Here is a 22,527-nt window from a genome sequence, read left to right as displayed (position 1 = left end):
CCCTAATACCCCTGATACATTTCATCAATCGGCCTGACGACGCAGGAAAGCCGGGATGTCCAGGTAGTCCAAGTCATCTTGCGGGTTCATCTTTGCGGCAGTCGCAGCACCGGCCTGAGCCTGGTTGCGCATGACGGTCGGACGATCCAGGTCACGGTAGTTCACCGCAGGCTGTTCTTGACGAACAGGGGCTTGTTGTTGTGGCTGGGAAGCCATCGAGGTGTGAACGGTATTGTCGATGACCTTCACAGGCTTCTCGATTTTAGCGCCTAAACCAGTGGCAACAACAGTCACGTGCAGCTCGTCGCGCATGTCCGGATCGATAACGGTACCGACCTTGACCATCGCGTGCTCGGAAGCGAAGGCTTCGATGATGCTACCCACGTCGGAGTACTCACCCAGGGACAGGTCAGGACCGGCGGTGATGTTCACCAGGATGCCGCGTGCGCCTTGCAGGTTCACGTCTTCGAGCAACGGATTGCGAATGGCCGCTTCGGTGGCCTCACGTGCACGGTTCGGACCGCTGGCGCAGCCAGTGCCCATCATCGCCATGCCCATTTCGCTCATCACGGTACGCACGTCGGCAAAGTCGACGTTGATCATGCCCGGACGCTTGATGATGTCGGAGATACCGCGAACGGCACCGGCCAGTACATCGTCGGCCTTGGCGAAAGCCGACAGCAGGCTTGCGTCTTTACCGAGGATGGTCAGCAGCTTCTCGTTGGGAATGGTGATCAACGAGTCGACGCTTTCAGACAGCAGACGAATACCTTCGTCGGCGATCTGCATACGCTTGCGACCTTCGAACGGGAACGGACGGGTCACCACCGCAACGGTGAGGATCCCCATTTCCTTGGCCACTTCGGCAATGATCGGCGCAGCACCGGTACCGGTACCACCGCCCATGCCGGTTGTGATGAACACCATATTGGTGCCCTGCAGGACTTCGGCAATGCGCTCACGGTCTTCGAGAGCGGCCTGACGACCTACTTCAGGGTTGGCGCCGGCGCCCAGGCCTTTGGTCACACCGGTGCCCAGTTGCAGGATGGTCCGCGCGCCGATGCTTTTCAGCGCTTGGGCATCAGTGTTGGCGCAGATGAATTCAACGCCTTCAATGTTGCTCTTGACCATGTGATTGACAGCGTTGCCGCCGCCACCGCCAACACCGATAACTTTAATTACCGGGCTTGCGGGGATGTTGTCTACGAGTTCGAACATTTTCCCTCTCCTTACATTCTCTAGTTTTTTCGCCTACTGCTGTTTGAAGCGGTGTTGCGGTAAAGCTTTAGAAATTGCCTTGTACCCAGCTCTTGAAGCGATCGAGCAAGGCGACTTTCGGTTCGTCATTGCTGTAGCTGTCGCGGCTGCCGATGCCCGAGAACGAAATCCCGTCGGACTGCTTCTGCAGGCCGTACATCAACAAGCCAACGCCGGTGGAATAAATCGGGTTGCGGACCACGTCGTCCAGGCCCTTGACGCCATGCGGCACGCCCAGGCGAACCGGCATGTGGAAGATCTCTTCGGCCAGTTCGACCGCGCCTTCCATCTTCGAGGTACCGCCGGTCAGCACGATGCCGGCCGGGATCAGGTCTTCGTAGCCACTGCGACGCAGTTCGGCCTGGATCAGGGTGAACAGCTCGTCGTAACGCGGCTCGACCACTTCGGCCAGGGCCTGACGGGACAGCTCGCGCGGTGGACGATCGCCGACGCTCGGCACCTTGATGGTTTCACCGGCACCGGCCAGTTTGGCCAGGGCGCAGGCGTAGCGAATCTTGATTTCTTCGGCGTATTGGGTCGGGGTACGCAGCGCCATGGCGATGTCGTTGGTTACCTGATCGCCCGCAATCGGGATCACCGCGGTATGACGGATCGCGCCTTCGGTGAAGATCGCGATGTCGGTGGTGCCGCCGCCGATGTCCACCAGGCACACGCCCAGCTCTTTCTCGTCGTCGGTCAGGACCGAGTAGGCCGAGGCCAACTGCTCGAGAATGATGTCGTCGATTTCCAGACCGCAGCGGCGCACGCATTTTTCAATGTTCTGTGCGGCGTTGACGGCGCAGGTGACCACGTGAACCTTGGCTTCCAGACGCACGCCGGACATGCCCAGCGGCTCGCGAACGCCTTCCTGGTTATCGATCACGTAATCCTGCGGCAGGGTGTGCAGCACACGCTGGTCAGCCGGGATCGCCACGGCCTGGGCAGCGTCGAGGACGCGCTCAAGGTCGGCGGAGCTGACTTCGCGATCACGAATCGCCACGATGCCGTGGGAGTTCAGGCTGCGGATGTGATTGCCGGCCACGCCGACAAACGCCGAGTGGATCCGGCAACCGGCCATCAACTGCGCTTCTTCGATAGCGCGCTGGATCGACTGGACGGTGGACTCGATGTTCACCACCACGCCTTTTTTCAGGCCGCGGGACGGATGAGTACCGATCCCGACGATTTCGAGCGTGCCGTCGTCCGAGACCTCGCCTACCAGCGCCACCACCTTGGAGGTGCCGATATCGAGACCGACGATCATTTTGCCGCTTTGCACGTTTGCCATGGGTCCTGCCTCTTCTTAATTCTTCGCGACAGCGGGTTGGGCTGTCGTGGGCGCTACAGGTTCCCGCCAGCCAACAGCAAGGCCGTTGGCGTAGCGCAGATCGATGCGCGCAATGTTCGTAATCTGCTCTTTGAGCGTCTTGTCATAGATGGCAATGAAGCGGCGCATCTTTTCCACCAGGTTGCCGCGTCCCAGCAGCAGTTCGATTCCCGGACCTGCGCTGCCGGCGCCGGTGGTCAGGAACCAGCTGCCTCGTTCACGCAACTCCAGGCGTGCAATCGAGAAGCCCAATGGCCTGAGCATCTGGCTCAGCACCTGGTATTGCTGCATCACTTGCTGCTGGGCCCGTTGTGGGCCGAACAGCTGTGGCAAGTGTTCGTAGTTCGCCAGCTCGCGCGGGGTGAACGCCTGTCCCTGGTTGTTCAACAGCGACTCATCGCCCCAACGGGCCACCGGCAGTTGTTCTTCCAGGCGAATCACTACTTGATCCGGCCATACCCTGCGCACTTCGGCGTGGGCAATCCATGGCATCGTTTCAAGCTCGGTACGCATGCTCTCCAGGTCGATGGTGAAGAAGCTCGACGCCACGTAGGGGGCGATCCGCTGCTGCACCGCTTGCTGGCTGATGTAACTCAAGTCGCCCTGCACCGCGATCTTGGTGATCGGCCGGTCGGCGTACGGCAGCAAACGCTGTGCGCCTTCATAAGTGCCGAACCCCAACGCAACCAGCAGCACGGGCCAGAACAGGCTTCTCAGAAAACCAAAGTTGGCTTTCGGCAGGCGCGCGGACATCGGCTCTTTGGCAACCATTCGGCTGGCACCCCGCGGCACCGGCTTGCGGCCGGGTGCGGAGGGCTGATGACGTAGCTGAGCGCCTTGCATGGTCTTAACCTCGCGGCTCGTTGTTGCCGGCAATGCTTGCGGCCAAAATCGCCAGAACCAGTTGCTGGAAATCCAGGCCAGCGGCACGGGCCGCCATCGGCACCAGACTGTGATCGGTCATGCCCGGTGCGGTATTGACTTCCAGGAACCAGAACTGCCCCTCGGCGTCCTGCATCACGTCTGCCCTGCCCCAACCGGCGATACCCAGCGCCTCACAGGCTTTGGCCGTGAGGTCCATGAGTTCTTTTTCTTTGTTGCTGTCCAGGCCACACGGGATCCGGTACTGAGTATCGGAAGCCACGTACTTGGCGTCGTAGTCGTAGAAACTGTGTGTCGTGCCCAAGGCAATTGGTGGCAACACCTGGTCACGCAGGGTGGCGATGGTGAACTCCGGACCTTGAATCCATTGCTCGACCAACACTTGCGAATCGTAGGTACTGGCCGCTTTCCACGCGTCGATCAATTCAGACGCGCAAGTCACTTTGGCCATCCCGATACTGGAACCTTCATGGGCCGGTTTGACGATCAAAGGGAAGCCCAGTTCCGTGGCCGCCGAAATACAATCGGCCTCGCAGCTCAGTACCGCATGGCGTGGCGTCGGAATACCGAGGCTGTGCCAGACCTGCTTGGTGCGCAGTTTGTCCATGGCCAGTGCCGAGGCCAGAATGCCGCTGCCGGTGTACGGAATCCCTGCGCATTCGAGCAGGCCCTGCATGCTGCCGTCTTCACCGCCACGACCGTGGAGGATGATGAAGGCGCGATCGATTTTTTCGTTCAGCAGACGCTGCAGCAGATCATCGTCCACATCAAGACCGAAGGCGTCCACACCGGCGCTTTGCAGTGCTTCGAGCACCGCGTTACCCGACTTCAGGGAGACCTCACGCTCGGCACTCTTGCCGCCGAACAGCACGGCGACGCGGCCGAAGTCTTTCGGCGCGATAGTGGAGACGAGGTTGGCGTAAGCAGCAGTCATTTCAACTTCCCCACGCTTGGCGCGGCAACCGCGCCAGCGAACAACGGACTGTTCAATAGTTTCGGTGCGAGACCGCCGATATCACCGGCGCCCTGGCACAACAGAATGTCGCCGGCACGCAGCAGCGGCTTGACGATTGGCGCGAGGTCGATGCCGCGCTCGATGTAGATCGGGTCGAGCTGACCGCGCTGGCGAATGCTGTTGCACAGCTTGCGGCTGTCGGCGCCCGGGATCGGCTCTTCACCGGCCGGATAGACTTCCATCAGCAGCAAGACGTTGGCGTCGGCCAGCACATTGACGAAATCGTCGTACAAATCGCGGGTGCGGCTGTAACGGTGCGGCTGGTAAACCATCACCAGACGGCGCTCCGGCCAGCCACCGCGCACGGCTTTGATCACGGCCGCGACTTCGGTCGGGTGGTGACCGTAGTCGTCCACCAGCATCACGTTGCCGCCTTCAACCGGCAGTTCGCCGTACACCTGGAAGCGACGACCGACACCCTGGAACCCGGACAGGCCCTGGACAATGGCTTCATCGCTGACGCCTTCGTCGGTGGCGATGCAAATGGTCGCCAGCGCGTTCAGCACGTTGTGGTTGCCCGGCATATTCACCGAGACATCCAGTGGCTCGCGATCAGGGCGCAGCACGGTAAAGAAAGTCTGCATGCCCTGCTGACGCACATTGATGGCACGCACGTCGGCATCGTCGCCAAAGCCATAAGTGACCGTCGGACGCTTTACCAGCGGCAGGATTTCACGCACCACCGGATCGTCCAGGCACACCACCGCCAAGCCATAGAACGGCAGGTTGTGCAGGAACTCGACGAAGGTTTTCTTCAGTTTGTTGAAGTCGCCGTCGTAGGTCGCCATGTGGTCGGCGTCGATGTTGGTGACCACGGCCACCAGCGGCTGCAAGTGCAGGAAGCTGGCATCGCTTTCGTCGGCTTCGGCGATCAGGTAACGGCTGGTGCCGAGCTGGGCATTGGTGCCCGCGGCATTCAGACGACCACCGATTACAAATGTCGGGTCCAGGCCACCGGCGGCGAACACCGAAGCGATCAGGCTGGTGGTGGTGGTTTTGCCGTGGGTACCGGCGACGGCGATGCCGTGGCGGTAGCGCATCAGTTCGGCCAGCATCTCGGCACGCGGCACCACCGGAATCCGGCGCTCCAGGGCCGTGGCGACTTCCGGGTTGGAAGTGTTCACGGCACTGGAGGTGACCAGCACATCGGCGTTCGCGGTGTTCTCGGCACGGTGGCCGATATAGATGTGGGCACCGAAGGATTCCAGGCGCTCGGTCACCGGCGATGCTTTCAGGTCGGAACCGGACACTTCATAGCCCAGGTTCAGCAACACTTCAGCAATGCCGCACATGCCCACGCCGCCGATACCGACGAAGTGGATGCGACGGATGCGGCGCATTTCCGGGTGCGGCATGGCTTTCTTGTTCTCAACCATGGGCCACCTCCAGGCAGGTATCGACCACGTTACGGGTGGCATCGGGTTTGGCCAGGCGGCGTGCCGCGGTGGCCATGTCGTTGAGTCGTTGCGGTTGCATCAAGACCTCTGTCAGGCGAGCGGCAAGATCCGCTGCGCCAGTCGTTCTTTGCGGCATCAGGAAGGCAGCGCCTTCACGGGCCAAATAATCGGCGTTGCGGGTCTGGTGATCGTCGATCGCGTGGGGCAAAGGCACCAGCATCGAGGGCAGACCGGCAGCCGCCAGTTCACTGATGGTCAGCGCGCCTGCGCGGCACACCACCAGGTCGGCCCAGCCATAGGCTTGGGCCATGTCTTTGATGAAGGGCTGCACTTGCGCCTCGACGCCAGCTGCGCGATAGCGCTCTGCAGTTACTTCATCGTGGTTTTTGCCAGCCTGATGAAACACGTCCGGGCGCAGGTCGGGGGCGACTTGCGACAGGGCTTCAGGCAGCAACTTGTTCAACGGCTCTGCGCCCAGGCTTCCGCCCAGGATCAGCAAACGCGCCTTGCGACCGGCCAGGGCAGGTCGCGGTGTTTCGAGGAACAGCTCGGTGCGCACCGGGTTACCGGTGGTGCGACGGCTGTTCGACAGGGTAAAGGTGTCGGGGAACGCTTCACAGACTCGGGCGGCCAACGGCACCAGCAACCGATTGGCGGTACCCGCCACAGCGTTCTGCTCATGAACGATCACTGGCACGCCAGCCAATTTGGCTGCAACGCCGCCGGGGCCAGTCACGTAACCACCGAAACCGACCACGCAGACTGGCCGCAGCTGACGAATGATCGCCCGCGCCTGCCAGATCGACTTGAGCAACATGAACGGTGCCTTGAGCAGGGACAATTTGCCCTTGCCGCGCAAACCGCTGGCGTTGATCCGATGCAATTCAAGACCGGCCGCCGGCACCAGATCGTTTTCGATCCCGCGCGGCGTGCCCAGCCAGTGCACGGTATAACCGCGGGCCTGGAACTCCCGAGCGCAGGCCAGTGCCGGGAACACGTGGCCCCCGGTGCCGCCAGCCATGATCAATACGTTAGCGCCCATGGTTCGGCTCCTCGGCGAAGTCGCTCTCATGGAACTCCATCTCTTCACTGCCCAAATGGGTTCGACTCTCCCACTCGATGCGCAGCAACAAGCCAAGACAGGCACAGCAGATCACCAACGAACTGCCGCCATAACTGAGGAATGGCAGGGTCAGACCCTTGGTTGGCAGCAGGCCGACGTTCACCCCGATGTTGATCAGGAACTGACCAATCCACAGGAACGACAAGCCGTACGCGATGTAGGCGGCGAAAAATTGCTTGGCCTTCTCGGCCCAATAACCGATGTACATGCCACGAATACAGACAAAGACGAACAGCGCTACCGTACACAAAGAACCCACGGCACCCAGCTCTTCGGCCAGGACCGAGAACACGAAGTCGGTATGGGCTTCCGGCAGGTAGAACTGTTTTTGCACGCTGTTGCCCAGGCCAACGCCCAGCCATTCGCCGCGACCGAAAGCGATCAAGGCTTGAGACAACTGATAGCCAGCACCGAACTGGTCGGCCCACGGGTCCGCAAAGTTGGTCAGGCGCGCCATTCGATACGGCTGCATTTGAATCAACAACACCACCGCACCAACAGCCAGGACAACCATCAAGGAGAAACGGAACAGCCCGACGCCGCCGAGGAACAGCATCGCCGCAGCAGCCCCCATCATCACGACGGTGGCGCCGAAGTCCGGTTCCATCAGCAACAGACCCGCCATCGGCAGCAGAACGATGAACGGCTTGAAGAAGCCCATCCAGCTTTCACGCACTTCTTTCTGGCGACGCACCAGATAACCGGCGAGGTAGATCACCACGAACACCTTGGCGATCTCGGAAGGTTGAACGTTGAAGAAACTGAAGCCGATCCAGCGCATCGAACCGTTCACTTCACGGCCGATCCCGGGGACGATCACCATCACCAGCAAACCGAACGCACCAATCAGCATCAGCCAGCCCAGGCGTTGCCAGGTAGCGATCGGAATCATCATGGTGACGATGCAGGCACCCAGGCCCAGCACCACGTAGATAAGGTGGCGAATCATGTAATACAGGGCACTGCCCGACTGCACCGCCGCCACTTCGGTCGATGCCGATGCAATCATCACCAGCCCCAGGCCCAGCAGCGCCAGGCAACCGGCGAGCATCGGGAAGTCGAGGTCGATGCCGCGCCCGGTGATGATCGGCGACGGGTACGGCTTGATGATATTCAGGAAGCTCATGCCAAGTCCTCCACGGCGCGGACGAACTGGTGACCGCGATCTTCGTAGTTCTTGAACATGTCGAAACTGGCGCAGGCCGGCGACAGCAGCACCGCGTCGCCCGGTTCGGCGATGGCGCGGCATTGCGCGACGGCTTCGTCCAGCGAATTGACGCGAATCAGCGGTACGCCATCGCCGATGGCCTGGGCGATCAACTCGGAATCCCGGCCGATCAGCACCACGGCACGGCAGTTGGCCGTAACCGGATCACGCAGATCCTTGAACTCGGCACCCTTGCCATCGCCACCGGCGATCAGCACGAGTTTGCCGTCGATGTCTGCACCCAGACCTTCGATGGCGGCCAGTGCGGCACCGACGTTGGTGGCTTTGGAATCGTTGTAGTAGCTCACGCCGTTCAGGTCGCGAACCCATTGGCAGCGATGCTCGAGGCCGGCGAAGGTGCGCAGACTTGAAAGCATGGCATCGAACGGCAGCCCCACGGCGTGGCCCAGCGCCAAGGCCGCCAGGGCGTTGGACTGGTTATGCGCGCCACGAATCTTCAATTCGCGTACCGGCATCAGGTTCTGGAATTCGAAGGCCAGGTATTTCTCGCCATTCTCTTCCCGGATACCAAAGGCCTTGAAGTCGGGTTTGTTCAGACCGAAGGTCCAGCACGGCTGGCCTTCGCCCATCAGCGGACGGCTCAGGGCGTCCTGCCGGTTAACCACAAACTGCCTGGCGCCCCGGAAGATCCGGTGCTTGGCCAGGTGATAGGCCGGCAGACCGCTGTAGCGGTCCATGTGGTCTTCGCTGATGTTGAGCACGGTCGCCACTTCGGCGTTGAGTTGATCGGTGGTTTCGAGCTGGAAGCTCGACAACTCCATCACGTACAACTCGACGTCGTCGCTGAGCAAATCCAGCGCCGGCGTACCGAGGTTGCCGCCGACGGCAACACGCTTGCCGGCTGCAGCCGCCATTTCGCCGACCAGGGTGGTGACGGTGCTTTTGGCGTTGGAACCGCTGATGGCGACAATCGGCGCCTTCGCGTTACGCGCGAACAGCTCGATGTCGCCGGACAACTTCACGCCACGGGCGGCGGCAGCCTGCAGGGCCGGGGTCGCCAGCGCCAGGCCGGGGCTCACGTAGAGCTCGTCGGCACGGCACAGGAATTCGACGTCCAGCTCGCCACAACGCACTTCCACGTGCGGATAGTCACGCTTGAGCGTGGCCAGTTCCGGTGGATTTTCCCGCGTATCGGCGACAGCAAACGACACGCCCCGATTCGCCAGGAAGCGAACCAGGGACATGCCGCTCTTGCCGAGGCCGACAACGATGCGGAAGTGGTCAGAAGCGATCAGAGACACTCGTTCTACCTCAGCTTCAGGGTGGCAAGGCCGACCAGTACCAGAATCACGGTGATGATCCAGAAACGGACGATCACACGCGGCTCGGGCCAGCCCTTGAGTTCAAAGTGGTGGTGTATCGGAGCCATGCGGAACACACGACGACCGGTCAACTTAAAGGAGGCAACCTGGATGACAACCGACAGGGTCTCCATCACGAACACGCCGCCCATGATGAACAGGACGATTTCCTGACGGACGATCACCGCGATGGTGCCCAGGGCCGCGCCCAGCGCCAGTGCGCCGACGTCGCCCATGAATACTTGGGCCGGATAGGTGTTGAACCAGAGGAAACCCAGGCCCGCGCCGATCAACGCGCCGCAGAACACGATCAACTCACCCGCGCCCGGAACGTAAGGAATCAGCAGGTATTCAGCGAATTTCACGTTACCCGACAGGTAGCAGAAGATCCCCAAGCCGCCGCCGACCATCACGGTAGGCATGATCGCCAGACCGTCGAGGCCGTCGGTCAGGTTGACCGCGTTGCTCGAGCCGACAATCACGAAATAAGTCAGGACGATGAAGCCTGCGCCCAGCGGAATGCTGTAATCCTTGAGCATCGGCAGGATCAGTGTGGTTTCTACCGGCGTCGCGGCAGTCATATAAAGGAAGATCGCCGCGCCCAGGCCGAACACCGACTGCCAGAAATACTTCCAGCGGCTCGGAAGGCCGCGGGAATTTTTCTCGATGACTTTGCGGTAATCGTCGACCCAGCCGATGGCACCGAACAGCAGGGTCACCAACAACACCACCCAAACGTAACGGTTGGCCAGGTCGGCCCAGAGCAAGGTGCTGACACCGATGGACGAAAGAATCAGCGCGCCGCCCATGGTCGGGGTGCCCGACTTGGACAGGTGCGATTGCGGGCCGTCGTTGCGAACGGATTGACCGATCTGACGGTTCTGCAAAGTACGGATCATCCACGGGCCATAGCACAGCGACAAGACCAGCGCAGTCAGCACACCGAGAATCCCGCGCAGGGTCAGGTACTGAAAGACCGCGAAGCCTTTGTAGAACTGTTGCAGATACTCCGCTAGCAGCAGCAGCATTAATGTTTCTCCAGACGGGTCCCGCACAAAGCGGCGACGATGTTTTCCATCGCGGCGCTGCGCGAGCCCTTGATCAAAATGGTGGTGTTTGTGTCCTGCTCGGCTTCCAGGGCCTTGATCAGCTCAGCCTGTGTGCTGAAGTGAAAGGCCTGCTCGCCGAAAGCGTTCACGGCGTGAACCATCATTGGCCCGACGGCGTAAAGCGCGGAAACCTTGCCGCGGGCGTACTCGCCCACATCGCGGTGCCCCTGCTCCGCCCAATCGCCCAACTCGCCGATATCCCCGAGCACCAAAACGGTGCGACCGGAAAAGCCGGCGAGTATATCAACGGCGGCGCACATGGAGGTGGGGTTTGCGTTGTACGTGTCATCGATCACGCGCATACCGTTAGTTGCCAGTTGCGCAACGGTGCGCCCCTTGACCGGTTGCACCGCGCCGAGACCGGTGGCGATGCCGAACAGCGACACGCCCAAGGCATGGGCTGCAGCGGCGGCGGCCATGGCATTGGCGACGTTATGGATGCCGAGCAGGTTCAGTTGAACCCGTTCCACACCTTCAGGGCTGTGCAGGTTGAACGCCGGGCAACCGCGGGCATCGCGGTCCAGATCGCTGGCGTAGAAGTCGGCGCTGATGTTGCTCAGGGCAAACGTCAGCACTTTGCGACCGGCGGCTCGGGTTTTCCAGATGTCAAAAGCCTTGTCGTCGAGATTCAGCACGGCGACGCCATCGGCATCCAGCCCTTCAAGAATCTCACCCTTGGCTTCAACGATTTTTTCCGGCCCGCCGAACTCGCCGACGTGAGCGGTCCCGGCGTTGTTGATGACAGCCACGTGCGGCTTGGTCATGCCGACGGTGTAGGCAATCTCGCCGAGCCGCGAAGCCCCGAGTTCGATCACGGCAGCGGTGTGTTCCGGTGCCAGTTCGAGCAGGGTCAGCGGAGCGCCCAGGTCATTGTTCAGGTTGCCACGGGTCGCCAACACAGGACCGCGCGTGCGCAGGATGCTCGCGAGCATTTCCTTGACCGTGGTCTTGCCGCTGGAACCGGTGATGGCCACGACCGGCTGAGTGAATGCCGCACGGTTCATCGCGCCCAATTGGCCAAGGGCCTGGCGGGTGTCCTTGACCAGCAGTTGCGACAGCGCGCTGTCGGCAACTTCGCGCTCGACCAAGGCCCCCACGGCGCCTTTGGCGGCGACGTCATTGAGGTAGTCATGGCCATCGAAACGCGGGCCGGCCAGAGCAATAAACAGTTGGCCGGGCTTGATCGCGCGGCTGTCGATGCTGACGCCGTCGAAGCTGGCGTCGCTCGCAATCAGACGGCCATTCAATGCGCCGGTCAGTTCGCTCAGTTTCAAGGCTTTAAGCATGGGCCACCTCCCACGCGGTCAGGGCATGATCGGCCTCGACCAGATCGGAGAAAGCGTGGCGCTCGCCGTTGATTTCCTGATAGTCCTCGTGACCTTTACCGGCCAGGACAACCACATCATCCGCCGAAGCGCTGGCGATCAATTGGGCAATCGCCTGGCCACGGCCGGCGACGAAGGTCACTTTATCCACAGCGCTGAAACCGGCGCGGATGTCGTCGAAAATCACGGTTGGGTCTTCGGTGCGCGGATTGTCATCGGTGACCAACACGCCATCGGCCAGACGCTCGACCACTTCCGCCATCAGCGGACGCTTGCCGCGATCGCGATCACCGCCGCAACCGAACAGGCACAGCAACCGGCCTTTGGCGTGAGGACGCAGGGCCATCAAGACTTTTTCCAGCGCATCCGGTGTGTGGGCGTAATCGACCACCACCAACGGCTGAGTACCACCGCCCAGGCGCTGCATGCGACCGGCCGGGCCTTCGAGTTTCGGCAGCACTTTGAGGATTTCGTCCAGCGCGTAGTCCAGCCCGAGCAAGGCGCCGACCGCAGCCAACACGTTGCTCAAATTGAAACGACCGAGCAAGGTGCTGCGCAAATGGTGCTCGCCTTGCGGCGTGACCAGCGTGGCGCGCACGCCTTCGTCGTCGAACTGCGCTTCGCGGCAATAGAGGTAGGCACTGGAATCTTCCAGGCTGTAAGTGATCAGTCGCGACTCGCCTTTATCGGCAGCCAGTTGCCGACCGAAATCGTCGTCCAGGTTGACCACCCGGCACTTCAGATCATTCCAGGCAAACAACTTGGCCTTGGTTTCGCCATAGGCCTGCATGGTGCCGTGGTAATCCAGATGATCACGCGACAGGTTGGTCATCACTGCCACATCGAACGCCAACGCAGTCACGCGGCCCTGATCCAGACCGTGGGAAGAGACTTCCATGGCCACGGCCTTGGCGCCGGCTTTTTTCAGGTCAGCGAGGGTCGCTTGCACTGCAATCGGGTTCGGCGTGGTGTGCAGACCGCTTTCCAGTGCGCCGTAGAAACCGGAGCCCAGGGTGCCGACGATGCCGCAGTGCTGACCGAGCAGGTCGAGCGCCTGAGCGACCAATTGGGTCACGCTGGTTTTACCGTTGGTGCCGGTCACGCCGATCAGATTCAAATGACGGCTCGGGTCACCGTAAAAACGCCCGGCGATGTCCGACAGCTGCGCCGCCAGGCCCTTGACCGGAATCAATGGCACGTCGGTAATCGGCAGCACGGTCGCGCCTTCGACTTCATAAGCCACGGCAGCAGCGCCGCGTTGCAAGGCGTCGGCGATGTGCGCACGCCCGTCGAACTTGCCACCCGGGACCGCGAGAAACAAATCGCCTGCCCGCACGTTGCGGCTGTCCAGCGCCAATTCGCGGATCAACAGATCGCGGCCGGCGTGGGCGAAAATCTTGTTCAGGCTCAGCGACATCAGCCGCGCCCTCCATTAGCTTTCAGCGGAACGACCGGTGCGGCGTTCGCTTGTTGAGTGGCAGGCAGGTTGTCCGGGGTGACGTTCATCAGGCGCAGGGTCCCGGACATCACTTTGCTGAACACCGGCGCCGATACCAGACCACCGAAGTAACCGGCCTTGGTCGGTTCATCGATTACCACCACGATTGCGTAACGCGGATCGCTCATCGGGCCGAAGCCGGCGAACAGCGAGCGGTAGGAATTCTCGGCGTAGCCCTTGGTGCCGACCGATGTTTTACGTGCAGTACCCGACTTGCCGCCCACGTGATACGCCGGCACCTGCGCACGGAATACACCGCGCGGGGCTTCGATCACTTGTTGCAGCATGGTTTGCATGGTCTTCGCGACGGCTTCCGGCAATACCTGAGTGGTTTGCGGCGCCTTGTCGGTTTTGATCAGGGTCAGCGGCGCGAGGCGACCATTGTTGGCCAGGGCCGAGAAGGCGTGGACCAACTGGATCGCGGTCACGGAAATACCGTAGCCGTAGGACAGCGTCGCAGTTTCAGCCTTGCGCCATTCGCGGTAGTTCGGCAGGTTGCCGACGCGCTCACCCGGGAAGCCGAGGCCGGTGTCCTGGCCAAGGCCGACTTTTTGCGCCAGGCGGAAAATCGTTTCGCCGCCGATATCGAACGCGACCTTACTCATGCCGACGTTACTGGAGTTGATCAGAATGCCGGTCAGGTCGAGCACCGGGCCTTCACTCTTGGATACGTCCTTGATGGTGTACTTACCAATCTGCAAGGTGCCTGGATACACCTCGACGGTATCGGTCGGCTTCCAGCGCCCGGTTTCAATCGCGGCGCTCATGGAGATCGCCTTCATGGTCGAACCCGGCTCGAACACGTCGATCATCGCGCGGTTACGCATCATCGCCGGTTGCAGGTTGCGACGGTTGTTCGGGTTGTAGGTCGGCTGGTTGACCATGGCCAGGATCTCGCCGGTCTTCACGTCCATGATCACCAGGCTGCCGGCTTTCGCGCCGTTCTCGATGATCGCGTTACGCAGCTCGCGGTTGGCCAGGTATTGCAGACGCAGGTCAATGGACAACGCCAAGGGCTTGCCGGCCTTGGCGTTTTTGGTGACCTGGACATCTTTGATCAGCCGGCCACGCCGGTCCTTGATCACCTGTCGCTTGCCGGGGACGCCGGCCAGCCATTCGTCGTAGGCCAACTCGACGCCTTCGCGTCCGTGGTCATCGATGTCGGTAAAGCCGACCATGTGGGCGGTGACTTCACCGGCCGGGTAGAAACGCCGGAACTCTTCGATGCCATAAACGCCCGGCACTTTCAGGTCGAGCACAGCCTGGCCTTGCTCGGGGGTCAGCCCGCGCACCAGATAAATGAATTCTTTGTTGGCCTGGGCTTCGAGACGTTCGGCCAGGGCTTTCGGGTCCTGCCCCAGGGCAGCCGCCAGTGCCGGCCACTTCTCTTTGGCCGTTTGCATTTCCTTGGCGTTGGCCCACAGGGTGGTGACCGGCGTACTCACGGCCAAAGGCTCGCCGTTACGGTCGGTGATCAGACCACGGTGAGCCGGAATTGGAATATGACGAACGCTGCGCGCATCGCCCTGACCTTTAAGGAAGGCACGGTCGACCACCTGCAAATCGATGATGCGCCAGGAAATCGCCGCCACCATGATGCCAAGCAAACCCAGCACCAGACGGAACCGCCATGGGAAGAGCGCGCCTTCGAGTTTCATCATGGCGCCACCATCTGCACTTCAGCGGCGCCGGGAATGCGCATCTTCAGTTGTTCGGTGGCCAGGACTTCGATACGGCTGTGGGCAGTCCAGGTGCTCTGTTCGAGAATCAACCGGCCCCACTCCGCCTGCGCCTTGTCGCGCACGCTCAATTCGTTGTACAGCGAATTCAACAGCTGACGGTTCCAGTGCGCGCTATAGGACACGCCGATGGCCGACACGAGCACGCCGACAAACAGCAGCAGCATGAAAAAGCTTCCGCCGGGAAGTGGCTTGGCGAAAAGCTTGCTCACCGCAACTTCTCCGCGACACGCATGATGGCGCTACGGGAACGTGGGTTGGCTTTGAGTTCGGCCTCGGAGGCGGATTGCGCTTTGCCATGGATTTTGATTTTCGGTTCGAAAGCGACGTGACGGACCGGCAGGTTGCGCGGCAGGTTGTCGGCTTCGCCTTTCACCAGTTTGCGCATGAACAGTTTGACGATGCGGTCTTCCAGCGAGTGGAAGCTGATGACGACCAGACGGCCGCCCACTTCCAGGCATTCCAGCGCGGCTTCGAGGCCGGCTTCCAGATCGCCCAGTTCGTTGTTGACGTGAATACGCAGGCCCTGGAATGCACGGGTGGCCGGATTCTTGCCCTTTTCCCATGCCGGGTTGGCGACTTTCAGCACTTCAGCCAGATCGCCAGTGCGCTCGAACGGTTTGATATCGCGACGTTCGGCCACGGCACGCGCCATGCGACCGGAGAAACGCTCTTCGCCGTATTGCTTGAACACCCGGGCGATTTCTTCCACCGGCGCGGTGTTGACGAACTCGGCGGCGCTGATCCCGCGGGACGGGTCCATGCGCATGTCCAACGGGCCGTCGTTGAGGAAACTGAAACCGCGTTCAGGGTCGTCGAGCTGTGGCGAAGACACGCCGAGGTCGAGCAGAACGCCGCTGACCTTGCCGGCCAGACCACGTTCGGCGACTTCCGAACCGAGCTCGGCAAAGCTGCGCTGCACAACGACAAAGCGGCCGTCTTCGGCCGCTAGCGTTTGCCCGGTGGCAATCGCTTGAGGATCCTTGTCGAATCCGAGCAACCGGCCATCAGGCCCGAGCTGGCTGAGGATCAACCGACTGTGTCCGCCACGTCCGAACGTACCGTCCAGATAGCAGCCATCAGGACGTACGGCGAGAGCCTCGACGGCTTCGTCAAGCAGTACGGTGATGTGGTTAAAGCCGCTATCAATAGTCACAGGATCAAATCACGCAGTTCATCAGGCATAGCGCCCGGTTGTTGAATAGCAGCCAGGTCAGCGGCAGAAACCGCATTCCAGGCATCCTCGTCCCACAATTGGAACTTGTTCAGTTGGCCGACCAACATTGCGCGCTTATCCAACTTGGCATATTCGCGAAGACGCGGCGGAACCAGAAAACGACCACTGCCATCGAGCTCGAGGTCGACGGCATTACCAATCAGTAAACGTTGCAGGCGGCGGTTCTCTTCGCGAAGCGAAGGCAGTGCACGCAGTTTGGTTTCAATAATTTCCCACTCATCGAGGGGATAAACACACAAACACGGATCAACGGCATCGATGGTGACGATTAATTGACCGGAACTACGCGAAACCAGCTCGTCACGGTACCGGCTCGGCATAGCGAGACGGCCCTTTGCATCGAGACTGATAGCGTTAGCTCCGCGAAACACGTCAGCGCTTCTCCAAATATTAGCGTTTTACGCTCAAAAAACCCACTTCATGCCACTTTCCGCCACTTGCGCACACTATAGGAATGCGCCCACCACACCGTCAAGGCGCGGATTAAAGGAAAAGCCTTACAGAACGGAGATTTAGGAGCGTAAAAGGAGGGTTAACGAGAATCTGACGGATGAATTCGCTCAATAACTTGAATCAGCACAGAAGGCTGCGTTCAGAAGTTAAAGTAGTTTGTTAAGAGTAAGATTTTTTCGGTATTACAAAAGCGCTTCTGCTATTGATTCAGCAGGGAGGGAAATTGCCATTACACACATCGCTGCCAATGACTCGGCAGAGAGGAAAAAAAAGGTGGAGAGTCGATCTGTAAGCCGGGTTCTGTCTTGAACAGTCATTCGTCTACGATGGCCATCACTGGACATCTTTAGCAACCTACCCGGTCCCAGCGCGGGCCACGCCTTGGGACCCTATTTGGTCTTGCTCCAAGTGGGGTTTACCTAGCCACGAACTGTTGCCAGACGTGCGGTGCGCTCTTACCGCACCTTTTCACCCTTACCGGCGCCGAAGCGCTTAGGCGGTTATTTTCTGTGGCACTTTCCGTAGGCTCACGCCTCCCAGGCATTACCTGGCACTTCGCCCTATGGAGCCCGGACTTTCCTCCCCCCCCTAATTTTCATAGAGGGCAGCGACTGTCCGATCGACTCTCCGCCGCGAAGATTAACGGCAGAGCGGCCGAAGAACAAGCGCTAAAAGCCTCTGGCCGGCGCTGCATGTCGGTTTACTCGCCCTTCTGTTTATCCAGCGCGACCTGATAGAGCACATTCTTGCGTTCGCCGGTAATTTGCGCCGCCAATGCCGCCGCACGCTTGAGCGGCATCTCTTCGAGCAGCAGATTGAGAATACGCATGGCTTCACTGCTGACAGCGTCTTCGGTCTCAGGGGCAGTCCAGCCCGCCACCAGCACGACGCACTCACCGCGCTGTTGATTGCTGTCCGATTCGACGAACTCGCGCAACTCGGCCAACGGCAAGCCTTTAAGGGTTTCGAAGGTTTTGGTCAGTTCCCGCGCCAGCAACGCCGGACGCTCGGCCCCGAATACCAGCTCCATGTCTTGCAGGCATTCAAGGATCCGATGCGGTGCTTCATAGAAAATCAGCGTGCGCGGCTCTTCCTTAACGAGTTCCAGACGAGCACGTCGGCCGACGGCCTTGGCCGGCAAAAACCCTTCGAAGATGAAACGGTCGGACGGCAGCCCCGCCGCCGAAAGCGCCGCGATCAATGCACACGCCCCCGGAACCGGCACCACATTGATTCCCGCGGCACGGGCCTGACGCACCAGGTGATAACCCGGATCGGAAATCAGCGGCGTCCCGGCGTCGGAAATCAACGCCACATCGTCGCCCGCCAGCAGACGTGTGATAAAGCGGTTACCCTCCTCCCGCTCGTTGTGTTCATGGCAGGCCGCCAGCGGCGTGGGAATGCCGAAATGCTGCATCAATCGCTGGGAATGGCGAGTATCTTCGGCCGCAATCAGGGCGACCTCGCGCAGTATTTTCAGCGCACGCGCACTGATATCGTCCAGGTTGCCGATGGGCGTCGCCACCACATAAAGCGAGCCAGCAGCGGAATTCAAAGCACCTGGAGCAGTCAAAGCGCACACCTCAAGATCGGTAAAAGGCGCCATTGTAGCGCGTAGCGGCGCTTGCGATACGCCTTACCCTCCCCGGGGTTTCCAGCCTTTTGTGCAGTACTGCAACATTTGCACGAGCTAAATTGATCGATTCACGCCAGTAACATCGCGCCCCGGCCAGTGCTTGGGTACAATTCCACGCTAATTTGATCGAGTATCAGGAACACTTACATGATCGCTTGCCTGCGGCTGCTCACTGCCCTCTGCCTCGCTGCCTTGCTGGCGGCTTGCGCCAGCTCGCCCTCTTCCAGCCTTGGCGAACTTCCACGGACCCCGGACGCCAGTATCGAGCAACTGCTCGAACAGGCCACTCAAAGCAAAGATGCGGAAAAAGCCGCCCTGTTGCGCTTGAGCGCAGCAGACCTGGCTTATCGTCAGGGCAATGCCGGCCAGTCCGCGCAAATCCTGCAACAGGTGCCGGTGGAACAACTCAAGCCTGGCCAACAAGTCTTCGCCAACACCCTGGCGGCTGAACTGGCCATGACCCGCAATCAGCCCAAAGCGGCGCTGACTGCCCTGAGCCATCCAAGCCTGCAACGCCTGAGCGAACTGCCCGTCGAACAACAGGTTCGCACCGGCACCGTTCATGCCCGCGCCCTTGAGGCCGACGGCCAGACCCTGGCCGCCGCACGGGAACGCATCTTCATCGCCCCCATGCTTGAAGGTGAAGCCGCCAGCAAAAACCACGAAGCGATCTGGACCCTGATCGCTTCGCTGCCGACCGATCAATTGCAGCCGACCACCGACGATGACCTCGGCGGCTGGATACGTCTGGCGCTGGCAGTGAAAACGGCCGGCACCCTGGAACAGCAGCAAGCCGCGATCGATAACTGGCGCGAACAGAATCCAAAGCACCCGGCCGCCATCCAGCTGCCGCTGCCACTGACCAAACTCAAGGAGCTGGCCAGCCAGCCCCTGAGCAAGATCGCCCTGCTGCTGCCGCAAGACGGCCCGCTGGGTTCGGTTGGCAAAGCACTGCGCGAAGGCTTCATGGCCGCTCACTACCAGGCGCAACAAGCCGGACAGAAGCCGCCAGCCATCGAGTTCTATGACAGCTCGCGCCTGACCTCCCTCGACGAGTTCTATCGCAAGGCCCAGGCCGATGGCGTGCAACTGGTGGTCGGCCCGCTGGAGAAGCCACTGGTCAAACAGCTCAGCGCGCGCCCGCAACTGCCGATCACTACCCTGGCGCTGAACTACAGCGAAGGCGAACAAGGTCCGGCCCAACTGTTCCAGTTCGGCCTTGCCGCTGAAGACGAAGCCCGCGAAGTGTCCCGTCGTGCGCGCGCCGACGGCCTGCACCGCGCCGCCATCATGGTGCCGAAAGGCGAATGGGGTGATCGCGTACTCAGGGCGTTCAGCCAGGATTGGCAAGCCAACGGTGGCAGCATCGTCGCTACCGAACGCGTCGACCAGCCGGTGCAACTGGCCCAGCAGATTGCCGACATGTTCCAGTTGCGCCAGAGCGAAGGCCGCGCCAAGAGCCTGCAAAGCACCGTTGGCTCGCAGGTTGCCGCCCAACCTTCGCGTCGCCAGGACATCGAGTTCATCTTCCTGGCCGCGACGCCGCAACAGGCTCAACAGATCAAACCAACCCTGAACTTCCAGTACGCGGGTGACGTGCCGGTTTACGCCACCTCCCACGTATTCAGCGCCAGCGGCGACCAGAACCAGTACAACGACATGAACGGTATTCGCTTCTGCGAAACCCCATGGCTGCTGGATGCCAACGACCCGCTGCGCAAACAAGTCACTGCACAATGGCCACAAGCCGGCGGCAGCCTGGGCCGTCTGTATGCGATGGGCGTTGACGCCTATCGTCTGGCACCGCGTCTGGGCCAACTCAAGGCCTTGCCGGACAGCCGCATCCAGGGTCAATCGGGTAGCCTGGGCATGACTCAGAATCAACGTGTCGAGCGTCAGTTGCCATGGGCAGAGTTCGCCAACGGTCAGGTTCAACGCCTGCCGGACACCTCGCGCTGATGCCTGACAGGTCACGCCAGCAAAGCGGTAAAGATGCCGAGCGTCATGCGCTCGAGCATCTTCAACAACAAGGTCTGCGCCTGCTGGCGCAGAACTGGTTGTGTAAACGCGGCGAGCTTGATCTGGTCATGCTTGATGGCGATACAGTAGTATTCGTCGAAGTCCGCTATAGAAAAAACACCCAATGGGGTGGCGCGCTCGATAGCATTGATGGGCGCAAACGGCAGAAACTGATTTTTGCCGCGCAGTATTTTCTTCAGCGCGAGTCGCGTTGGGCCAATTCCCCTTGCCGCTTCGACGTGGTTGCCATCGACAGCAACCTTGATCAGTTGAACTGGTTGCAGAATGCCTTCGACAGCTGATCGCTTGCACCTCTAACCGGACACCTTCACCCAACACTTTTGCTCTTTGCTTTGCGGGCTGCACATTCATGTGCCAAGTAGCCGCGCTAATTAAGGTCACACAGATGGACATGCAATCCCGAATTCGCCAGCTTTTTCAGGCCAGTATCGACACCAAGCAAATGGCGATGGACGTACTTGCACCGCACATCGAGCAAGCCAGCCAAGTGATGGTCAACGCCCTGCTCAACGAAGGCAAAATGCTCTCCTGCGGCAACGGCGGCTCTGCCGGTGATGCCCAGCACTTTTCGTCCGAGCTGCTCAACCGTTTCGAGCGCGAGCGCCCGAGTCTGCCCGCCATCGCGCTGACCACTGACAGCTCGACGATCACCTCGATTGCCAACGATTACAGCTACAACGAAATCTTCTCCAAACAGATTCGCGCCCTCGGCCAGCCGGGCGATGTTTTGCTGGCGATTTCCACCAGCGGCAACTCGGCAAACATAATTCAAGCGATCCAGGCCGCACATGATCGCGAAATGATTGTCGTAGCATTGACCGGTCGTGATGGCGGCGGCATGGCGTCACTGCTTTTGCCTGAGGACGTCGAGATTCGCGTACCGGCCAACGTCACTGCACGTATTCAGGAAGTCCACCTGCTGGCGATCCATTGCCTTTGCGATTTGATCGACAGCCAATTGTTCGGGAGTGAAGAATGACCCCTAATCGCCTAGGCCTTCTGGCCTTGACCCTGTGCCTTGGCATCAGTGGCTGCACCTCGGTGGTTAACGCCAGCCGTGAAGCGCCGATCGACGATGACCGTGGCACCCGTACCTTCGGCAGCAAGATCGACGACTCCCTGATCGAAACCAAGGCTGGTGTAAACATCGCCAAGGCCGATCCGGACCTGGACAACAACTCGCACATTGTCGTCACCAGCTTCAACGGCGTGGTGCTGCTCGCCGGGCAAACCCCTCGCGCCGACCTCAAGGCCAAGGCAGAACAGGTTGCCGCCGCCGTTCAGCGGGTAAAGAAGGTGCATAACGAGCTGCAAGTACTGGCGCCCTCCTCGCTGCTGGCACGTCAGAACGACACCTGGCTGACCACCAAGATCAAGACCCAGATGCTCACCGACGCCTCCATCCCCGGTTCGCGTATCAAAGTCGTGACCGAAAATGGCATCGTCTACTTGTTGGGTCTGCTGACCAAGCAGGAAGCCGCCCAGGCGACCAGTCTGGTACAAGGCGTTTCCGGCGTGCAGAAAATCGTGAAGTTGTTTGAGTACATCGACTGATCGGCTTGTTGGCGAAGGCGCCCATGCCAGGCGCACATAAAAAAACCCGCTGAAATCACTTCAGCGGGTTTTTCATTTCAATGGCCAGAACGATCAGAAATCCTCCAACCGCCATACCTCATAAGCCGGCGTCTCATAGGGATGACTCTCTTTCAGAGCCATCACCACCGCCCGAATCAACTCATCGCTGACCACAAGCTCAACCTTCCATTCCTCAACCTGCTCGACCTGCCCCGCTTCACCAATAAACGGCTGACTGCCATCCAGTGGACGAAACTGACCCAACCCGAACACCTGCCACGCACAGTGATCATAAGCCCCGATCCGCCCGCCACCGGCAGCGAACACAGCGCTTTTGACCACCTCGACATGGCTGGCCGGAACAAAAAAACTGAGCTTGTACACG

The 22,527-nt window shown here is 60.5% G+C and carries 21 protein-coding genes and 1 other RNA gene; 4 read left to right on the top strand and 18 right to left on the bottom strand.

The genetic code is table 11. From position 1 onward, the window contains the following. Window positions 1-24: 24 nt before the first annotated feature. The 17 genes from ftsZ to rsmI form a co-directional block, all read right to left on the bottom strand. Window positions 25-1,218 carry a cell division protein FtsZ gene (ftsZ, locus tag BK662_RS11845; RefSeq protein WP_007904318.1) on the bottom strand — a complete coding sequence of 398 codons (1,194 nt, stop codon included), beginning with the start codon at window positions 1,216-1,218 and terminating at the stop codon, window positions 25-27. A gap of 67 nt (window positions 1,219-1,285) precedes the next feature. Next, window positions 1,286-2,545, bottom strand: a complete 1,260-nt coding sequence (gene ftsA, locus BK662_RS11840) for a cell division protein FtsA (protein WP_007904319.1) — start codon at window positions 2,543-2,545, stop codon at window positions 1,286-1,288. A 15-nt stretch (window positions 2,546-2,560) separates the two neighbouring features. Continuing rightward, window positions 2,561-3,427: a cell division protein FtsQ/DivIB gene (locus BK662_RS11835; protein WP_123358206.1), complete on the bottom strand. Its 867-nt coding sequence runs from the start codon at window positions 3,425-3,427 to the stop codon at window positions 2,561-2,563. 4 nt (window positions 3,428-3,431) lie between these two features. Then, window positions 3,432-4,400, bottom strand: coding sequence for a D-alanine--D-alanine ligase (locus BK662_RS11830; RefSeq protein WP_123358205.1), 969 nt, complete (start codon window positions 4,398-4,400; stop codon window positions 3,432-3,434). Beyond that, window positions 4,397-5,857: a UDP-N-acetylmuramate--L-alanine ligase gene (gene murC, locus BK662_RS11825; protein ID WP_123358204.1), complete on the bottom strand. Its 1,461-nt coding sequence runs from the start codon at window positions 5,855-5,857 to the stop codon at window positions 4,397-4,399. The genes BK662_RS11830 and murC overlap by 4 nt, the downstream gene beginning before the upstream one ends. Further along, window positions 5,850-6,920, bottom strand: coding sequence for an undecaprenyldiphospho-muramoylpentapeptide beta-N-acetylglucosaminyltransferase (murG, locus tag BK662_RS11820; protein ID WP_052966285.1), 1,071 nt, complete (start codon window positions 6,918-6,920; stop codon window positions 5,850-5,852). The genes murC and murG overlap by 8 nt, the downstream gene beginning before the upstream one ends. After that, entirely contained in the window at window positions 6,910-8,127 is a 1,218-nt protein-coding gene (gene ftsW / locus BK662_RS11815; RefSeq protein WP_123358203.1) for a putative lipid II flippase FtsW, read from the bottom strand. Before ftsW ends, murG begins: the two co-directional genes overlap by 11 nt. Next, window positions 8,124-9,470 (bottom strand): UDP-N-acetylmuramoyl-L-alanine--D-glutamate ligase, encoded by a 1,347-nt coding sequence (gene murD / locus BK662_RS11810; RefSeq protein WP_123358202.1) that lies wholly within the window; start codon window positions 9,468-9,470, stop codon window positions 8,124-8,126. The genes ftsW and murD overlap by 4 nt, the downstream gene beginning before the upstream one ends. 5 nt (window positions 9,471-9,475) lie before the next feature. Next, window positions 9,476-10,558, bottom strand: a complete 1,083-nt coding sequence (gene mraY / locus BK662_RS11805; RefSeq protein ID WP_007904350.1) for a phospho-N-acetylmuramoyl-pentapeptide-transferase — start codon at window positions 10,556-10,558, stop codon at window positions 9,476-9,478. Beyond that, entirely contained in the window at window positions 10,558-11,925 is a 1,368-nt protein-coding gene (locus BK662_RS11800) for a UDP-N-acetylmuramoyl-tripeptide--D-alanyl-D-alanine ligase (RefSeq protein WP_123358201.1), read from the bottom strand. The genes mraY and BK662_RS11800 overlap by 1 nt, the downstream gene beginning before the upstream one ends. Continuing rightward, entirely contained in the window at window positions 11,918-13,381 is a 1,464-nt protein-coding gene (locus BK662_RS11795) for a UDP-N-acetylmuramoyl-L-alanyl-D-glutamate--2,6-diaminopimelate ligase (protein WP_123358200.1), read from the bottom strand. Before BK662_RS11795 ends, BK662_RS11800 begins: the two co-directional genes overlap by 8 nt. Beyond that, a complete protein-coding gene (locus BK662_RS11790; protein ID WP_185047115.1) occupies window positions 13,381-15,120 on the bottom strand; it encodes a peptidoglycan D,D-transpeptidase FtsI family protein in 1,740 nt (579 codons plus the stop codon). The genes BK662_RS11795 and BK662_RS11790 overlap by 1 nt, the downstream gene beginning before the upstream one ends. Further along, on the bottom strand, window positions 15,120-15,413 hold the full coding sequence (gene ftsL, locus BK662_RS11785; protein ID WP_030129814.1) for a cell division protein FtsL: 294 nt from the start codon (window positions 15,411-15,413) through the stop codon (window positions 15,120-15,122). Before ftsL ends, BK662_RS11790 begins: the two co-directional genes overlap by 1 nt. After that, window positions 15,410-16,357: a 16S rRNA (cytosine(1402)-N(4))-methyltransferase RsmH gene (gene rsmH / locus BK662_RS11780; RefSeq protein WP_052966291.1), complete on the bottom strand. Its 948-nt coding sequence runs from the start codon at window positions 16,355-16,357 to the stop codon at window positions 15,410-15,412. The genes ftsL and rsmH overlap by 4 nt, the downstream gene beginning before the upstream one ends. Beyond that, complete coding sequence (gene mraZ, locus BK662_RS11775; RefSeq protein WP_003205355.1) at window positions 16,354-16,809, bottom strand: division/cell wall cluster transcriptional repressor MraZ; 456 nt, start codon at window positions 16,807-16,809, stop codon at window positions 16,354-16,356. The genes rsmH and mraZ overlap by 4 nt, the downstream gene beginning before the upstream one ends. A gap of 355 nt (window positions 16,810-17,164) precedes the next feature. Beyond that, an RNA gene (rnpB, locus tag BK662_RS11770) (RNase P RNA component class A) lies at window positions 17,165-17,518 on the bottom strand. A 73-nt stretch (window positions 17,519-17,591) separates the two neighbouring features. Further along, window positions 17,592-18,497: a 16S rRNA (cytidine(1402)-2'-O)-methyltransferase gene (rsmI, locus tag BK662_RS11765; protein ID WP_185047113.1), complete on the bottom strand. Its 906-nt coding sequence runs from the start codon at window positions 18,495-18,497 to the stop codon at window positions 17,592-17,594. A 177-nt stretch (window positions 18,498-18,674) separates the two neighbouring features. Here rsmI and BK662_RS11760 point away from each other — a divergent pair, with 177 nt between their 5' ends. The 4 genes from BK662_RS11760 to BK662_RS11745 all read left to right on the top strand — a co-directional run bounded on the left by BK662_RS11760 (window position 18,675) and on the right by BK662_RS11745 (window position 22,121). Continuing rightward, on the top strand, window positions 18,675-20,486 hold the full coding sequence (locus BK662_RS11760) for a penicillin-binding protein activator (protein WP_123358198.1): 1,812 nt from the start codon (window positions 18,675-18,677) through the stop codon (window positions 20,484-20,486). Further along, window positions 20,486-20,848, top strand: a complete 363-nt coding sequence (locus BK662_RS11755; RefSeq protein ID WP_007904371.1) for a YraN family protein — start codon at window positions 20,486-20,488, stop codon at window positions 20,846-20,848. The genes BK662_RS11760 and BK662_RS11755 overlap by 1 nt, the downstream gene beginning before the upstream one ends. A gap of 104 nt (window positions 20,849-20,952) precedes the next feature. After that, window positions 20,953-21,546: a phosphoheptose isomerase gene (locus BK662_RS11750; RefSeq protein WP_008025961.1), complete on the top strand. Its 594-nt coding sequence runs from the start codon at window positions 20,953-20,955 to the stop codon at window positions 21,544-21,546. Beyond that, the gene (locus tag BK662_RS11745) at window positions 21,543-22,121 is read left to right on the top strand and encodes a BON domain-containing protein (protein ID WP_123358197.1); all 579 of its coding nucleotides are present in this window, start codon (window positions 21,543-21,545) and stop codon (window positions 22,119-22,121) included. Before BK662_RS11750 ends, BK662_RS11745 begins: the two co-directional genes overlap by 4 nt. A 93-nt stretch (window positions 22,122-22,214) precedes the next feature. On the opposite strand, the gene BK662_RS11740 is transcribed toward BK662_RS11745, so the two are convergent. After that, window positions 22,215-22,526, bottom strand: coding sequence for a YqfO family protein (locus BK662_RS11740; protein ID WP_123358196.1), 312 nt, complete (start codon window positions 22,524-22,526; stop codon window positions 22,215-22,217). Window position 22,527 lies beyond the last annotated feature (1 nt).

Source organism: Pseudomonas frederiksbergensis (assembly GCF_003732275.1).
In the GTDB taxonomy this organism is placed as follows: Bacteria; Pseudomonadota; Gammaproteobacteria; order Pseudomonadales; family Pseudomonadaceae; genus Aquipseudomonas; species Aquipseudomonas frederiksbergensis_H.
The sequence above is the reverse complement of the archived record's forward strand: the minus strand, read 5'-3'. Positions and strand labels throughout refer to the sequence as shown.

Coding starts and splice junctions, on each gene's coding strand:
- ftsZ (WP_007904318.1), bottom strand. CDS start 1,218: ATGTTCGAACTCGTAGACAACATCCCCGCAAGCCCGGTAATTAAAGTT.
- ftsA (WP_007904319.1), bottom strand. CDS start 2,545: ATGGCAAACGTGCAAAGCGGCAAAATGATCGTCGGTCTCGATATCGGC.
- BK662_RS11835 (WP_123358206.1), bottom strand. CDS start 3,427: ATGCAAGGCGCTCAGCTACGTCATCAGCCCTCCGCACCCGGCCGCAAG.
- BK662_RS11830 (WP_123358205.1), bottom strand. CDS start 4,400: ATGACTGCTGCTTACGCCAACCTCGTCTCCACTATCGCGCCGAAAGAC.
- murC (WP_123358204.1), bottom strand. CDS start 5,857: ATGGTTGAGAACAAGAAAGCCATGCCGCACCCGGAAATGCGCCGCATC.
- murG (WP_052966285.1), bottom strand. CDS start 6,920: ATGGGCGCTAACGTATTGATCATGGCTGGCGGCACCGGGGGCCACGTG.
- ftsW (WP_123358203.1), bottom strand. CDS start 8,127: ATGAGCTTCCTGAATATCATCAAGCCGTACCCGTCGCCGATCATCACC.
- mraY (WP_007904350.1), bottom strand. CDS start 10,558: ATGCTGCTGCTGCTAGCGGAGTATCTGCAACAGTTCTACAAAGGCTTC.
- BK662_RS11800 (WP_123358201.1), bottom strand. CDS start 11,925: ATGCTTAAAGCCTTGAAACTGAGCGAACTGACCGGCGCATTGAATGGC.
- BK662_RS11795 (WP_123358200.1), bottom strand. CDS start 13,381: ATGTCGCTGAGCCTGAACAAGATTTTCGCCCACGCCGGCCGCGATCTG.
- BK662_RS11790 (WP_185047115.1), bottom strand. CDS start 15,120: ATGAAACTCGAAGGCGCGCTCTTCCCATGGCGGTTCCGTCTGGTGCTG.
- rsmI (WP_185047113.1), bottom strand. CDS start 18,497: ATGGCGCCTTTTACCGATCTTGAGGTGTGCGCTTTGACTGCTCCAGGT.
- BK662_RS11760 (WP_123358198.1), top strand. CDS start 18,675: ATGATCGCTTGCCTGCGGCTGCTCACTGCCCTCTGCCTCGCTGCCTTG.
- BK662_RS11755 (WP_007904371.1), top strand. CDS start 20,486: ATGCCTGACAGGTCACGCCAGCAAAGCGGTAAAGATGCCGAGCGTCAT.
- BK662_RS11750 (WP_008025961.1), top strand. CDS start 20,953: ATGGACATGCAATCCCGAATTCGCCAGCTTTTTCAGGCCAGTATCGAC.
- BK662_RS11745 (WP_123358197.1), top strand. CDS start 21,543: ATGACCCCTAATCGCCTAGGCCTTCTGGCCTTGACCCTGTGCCTTGGC.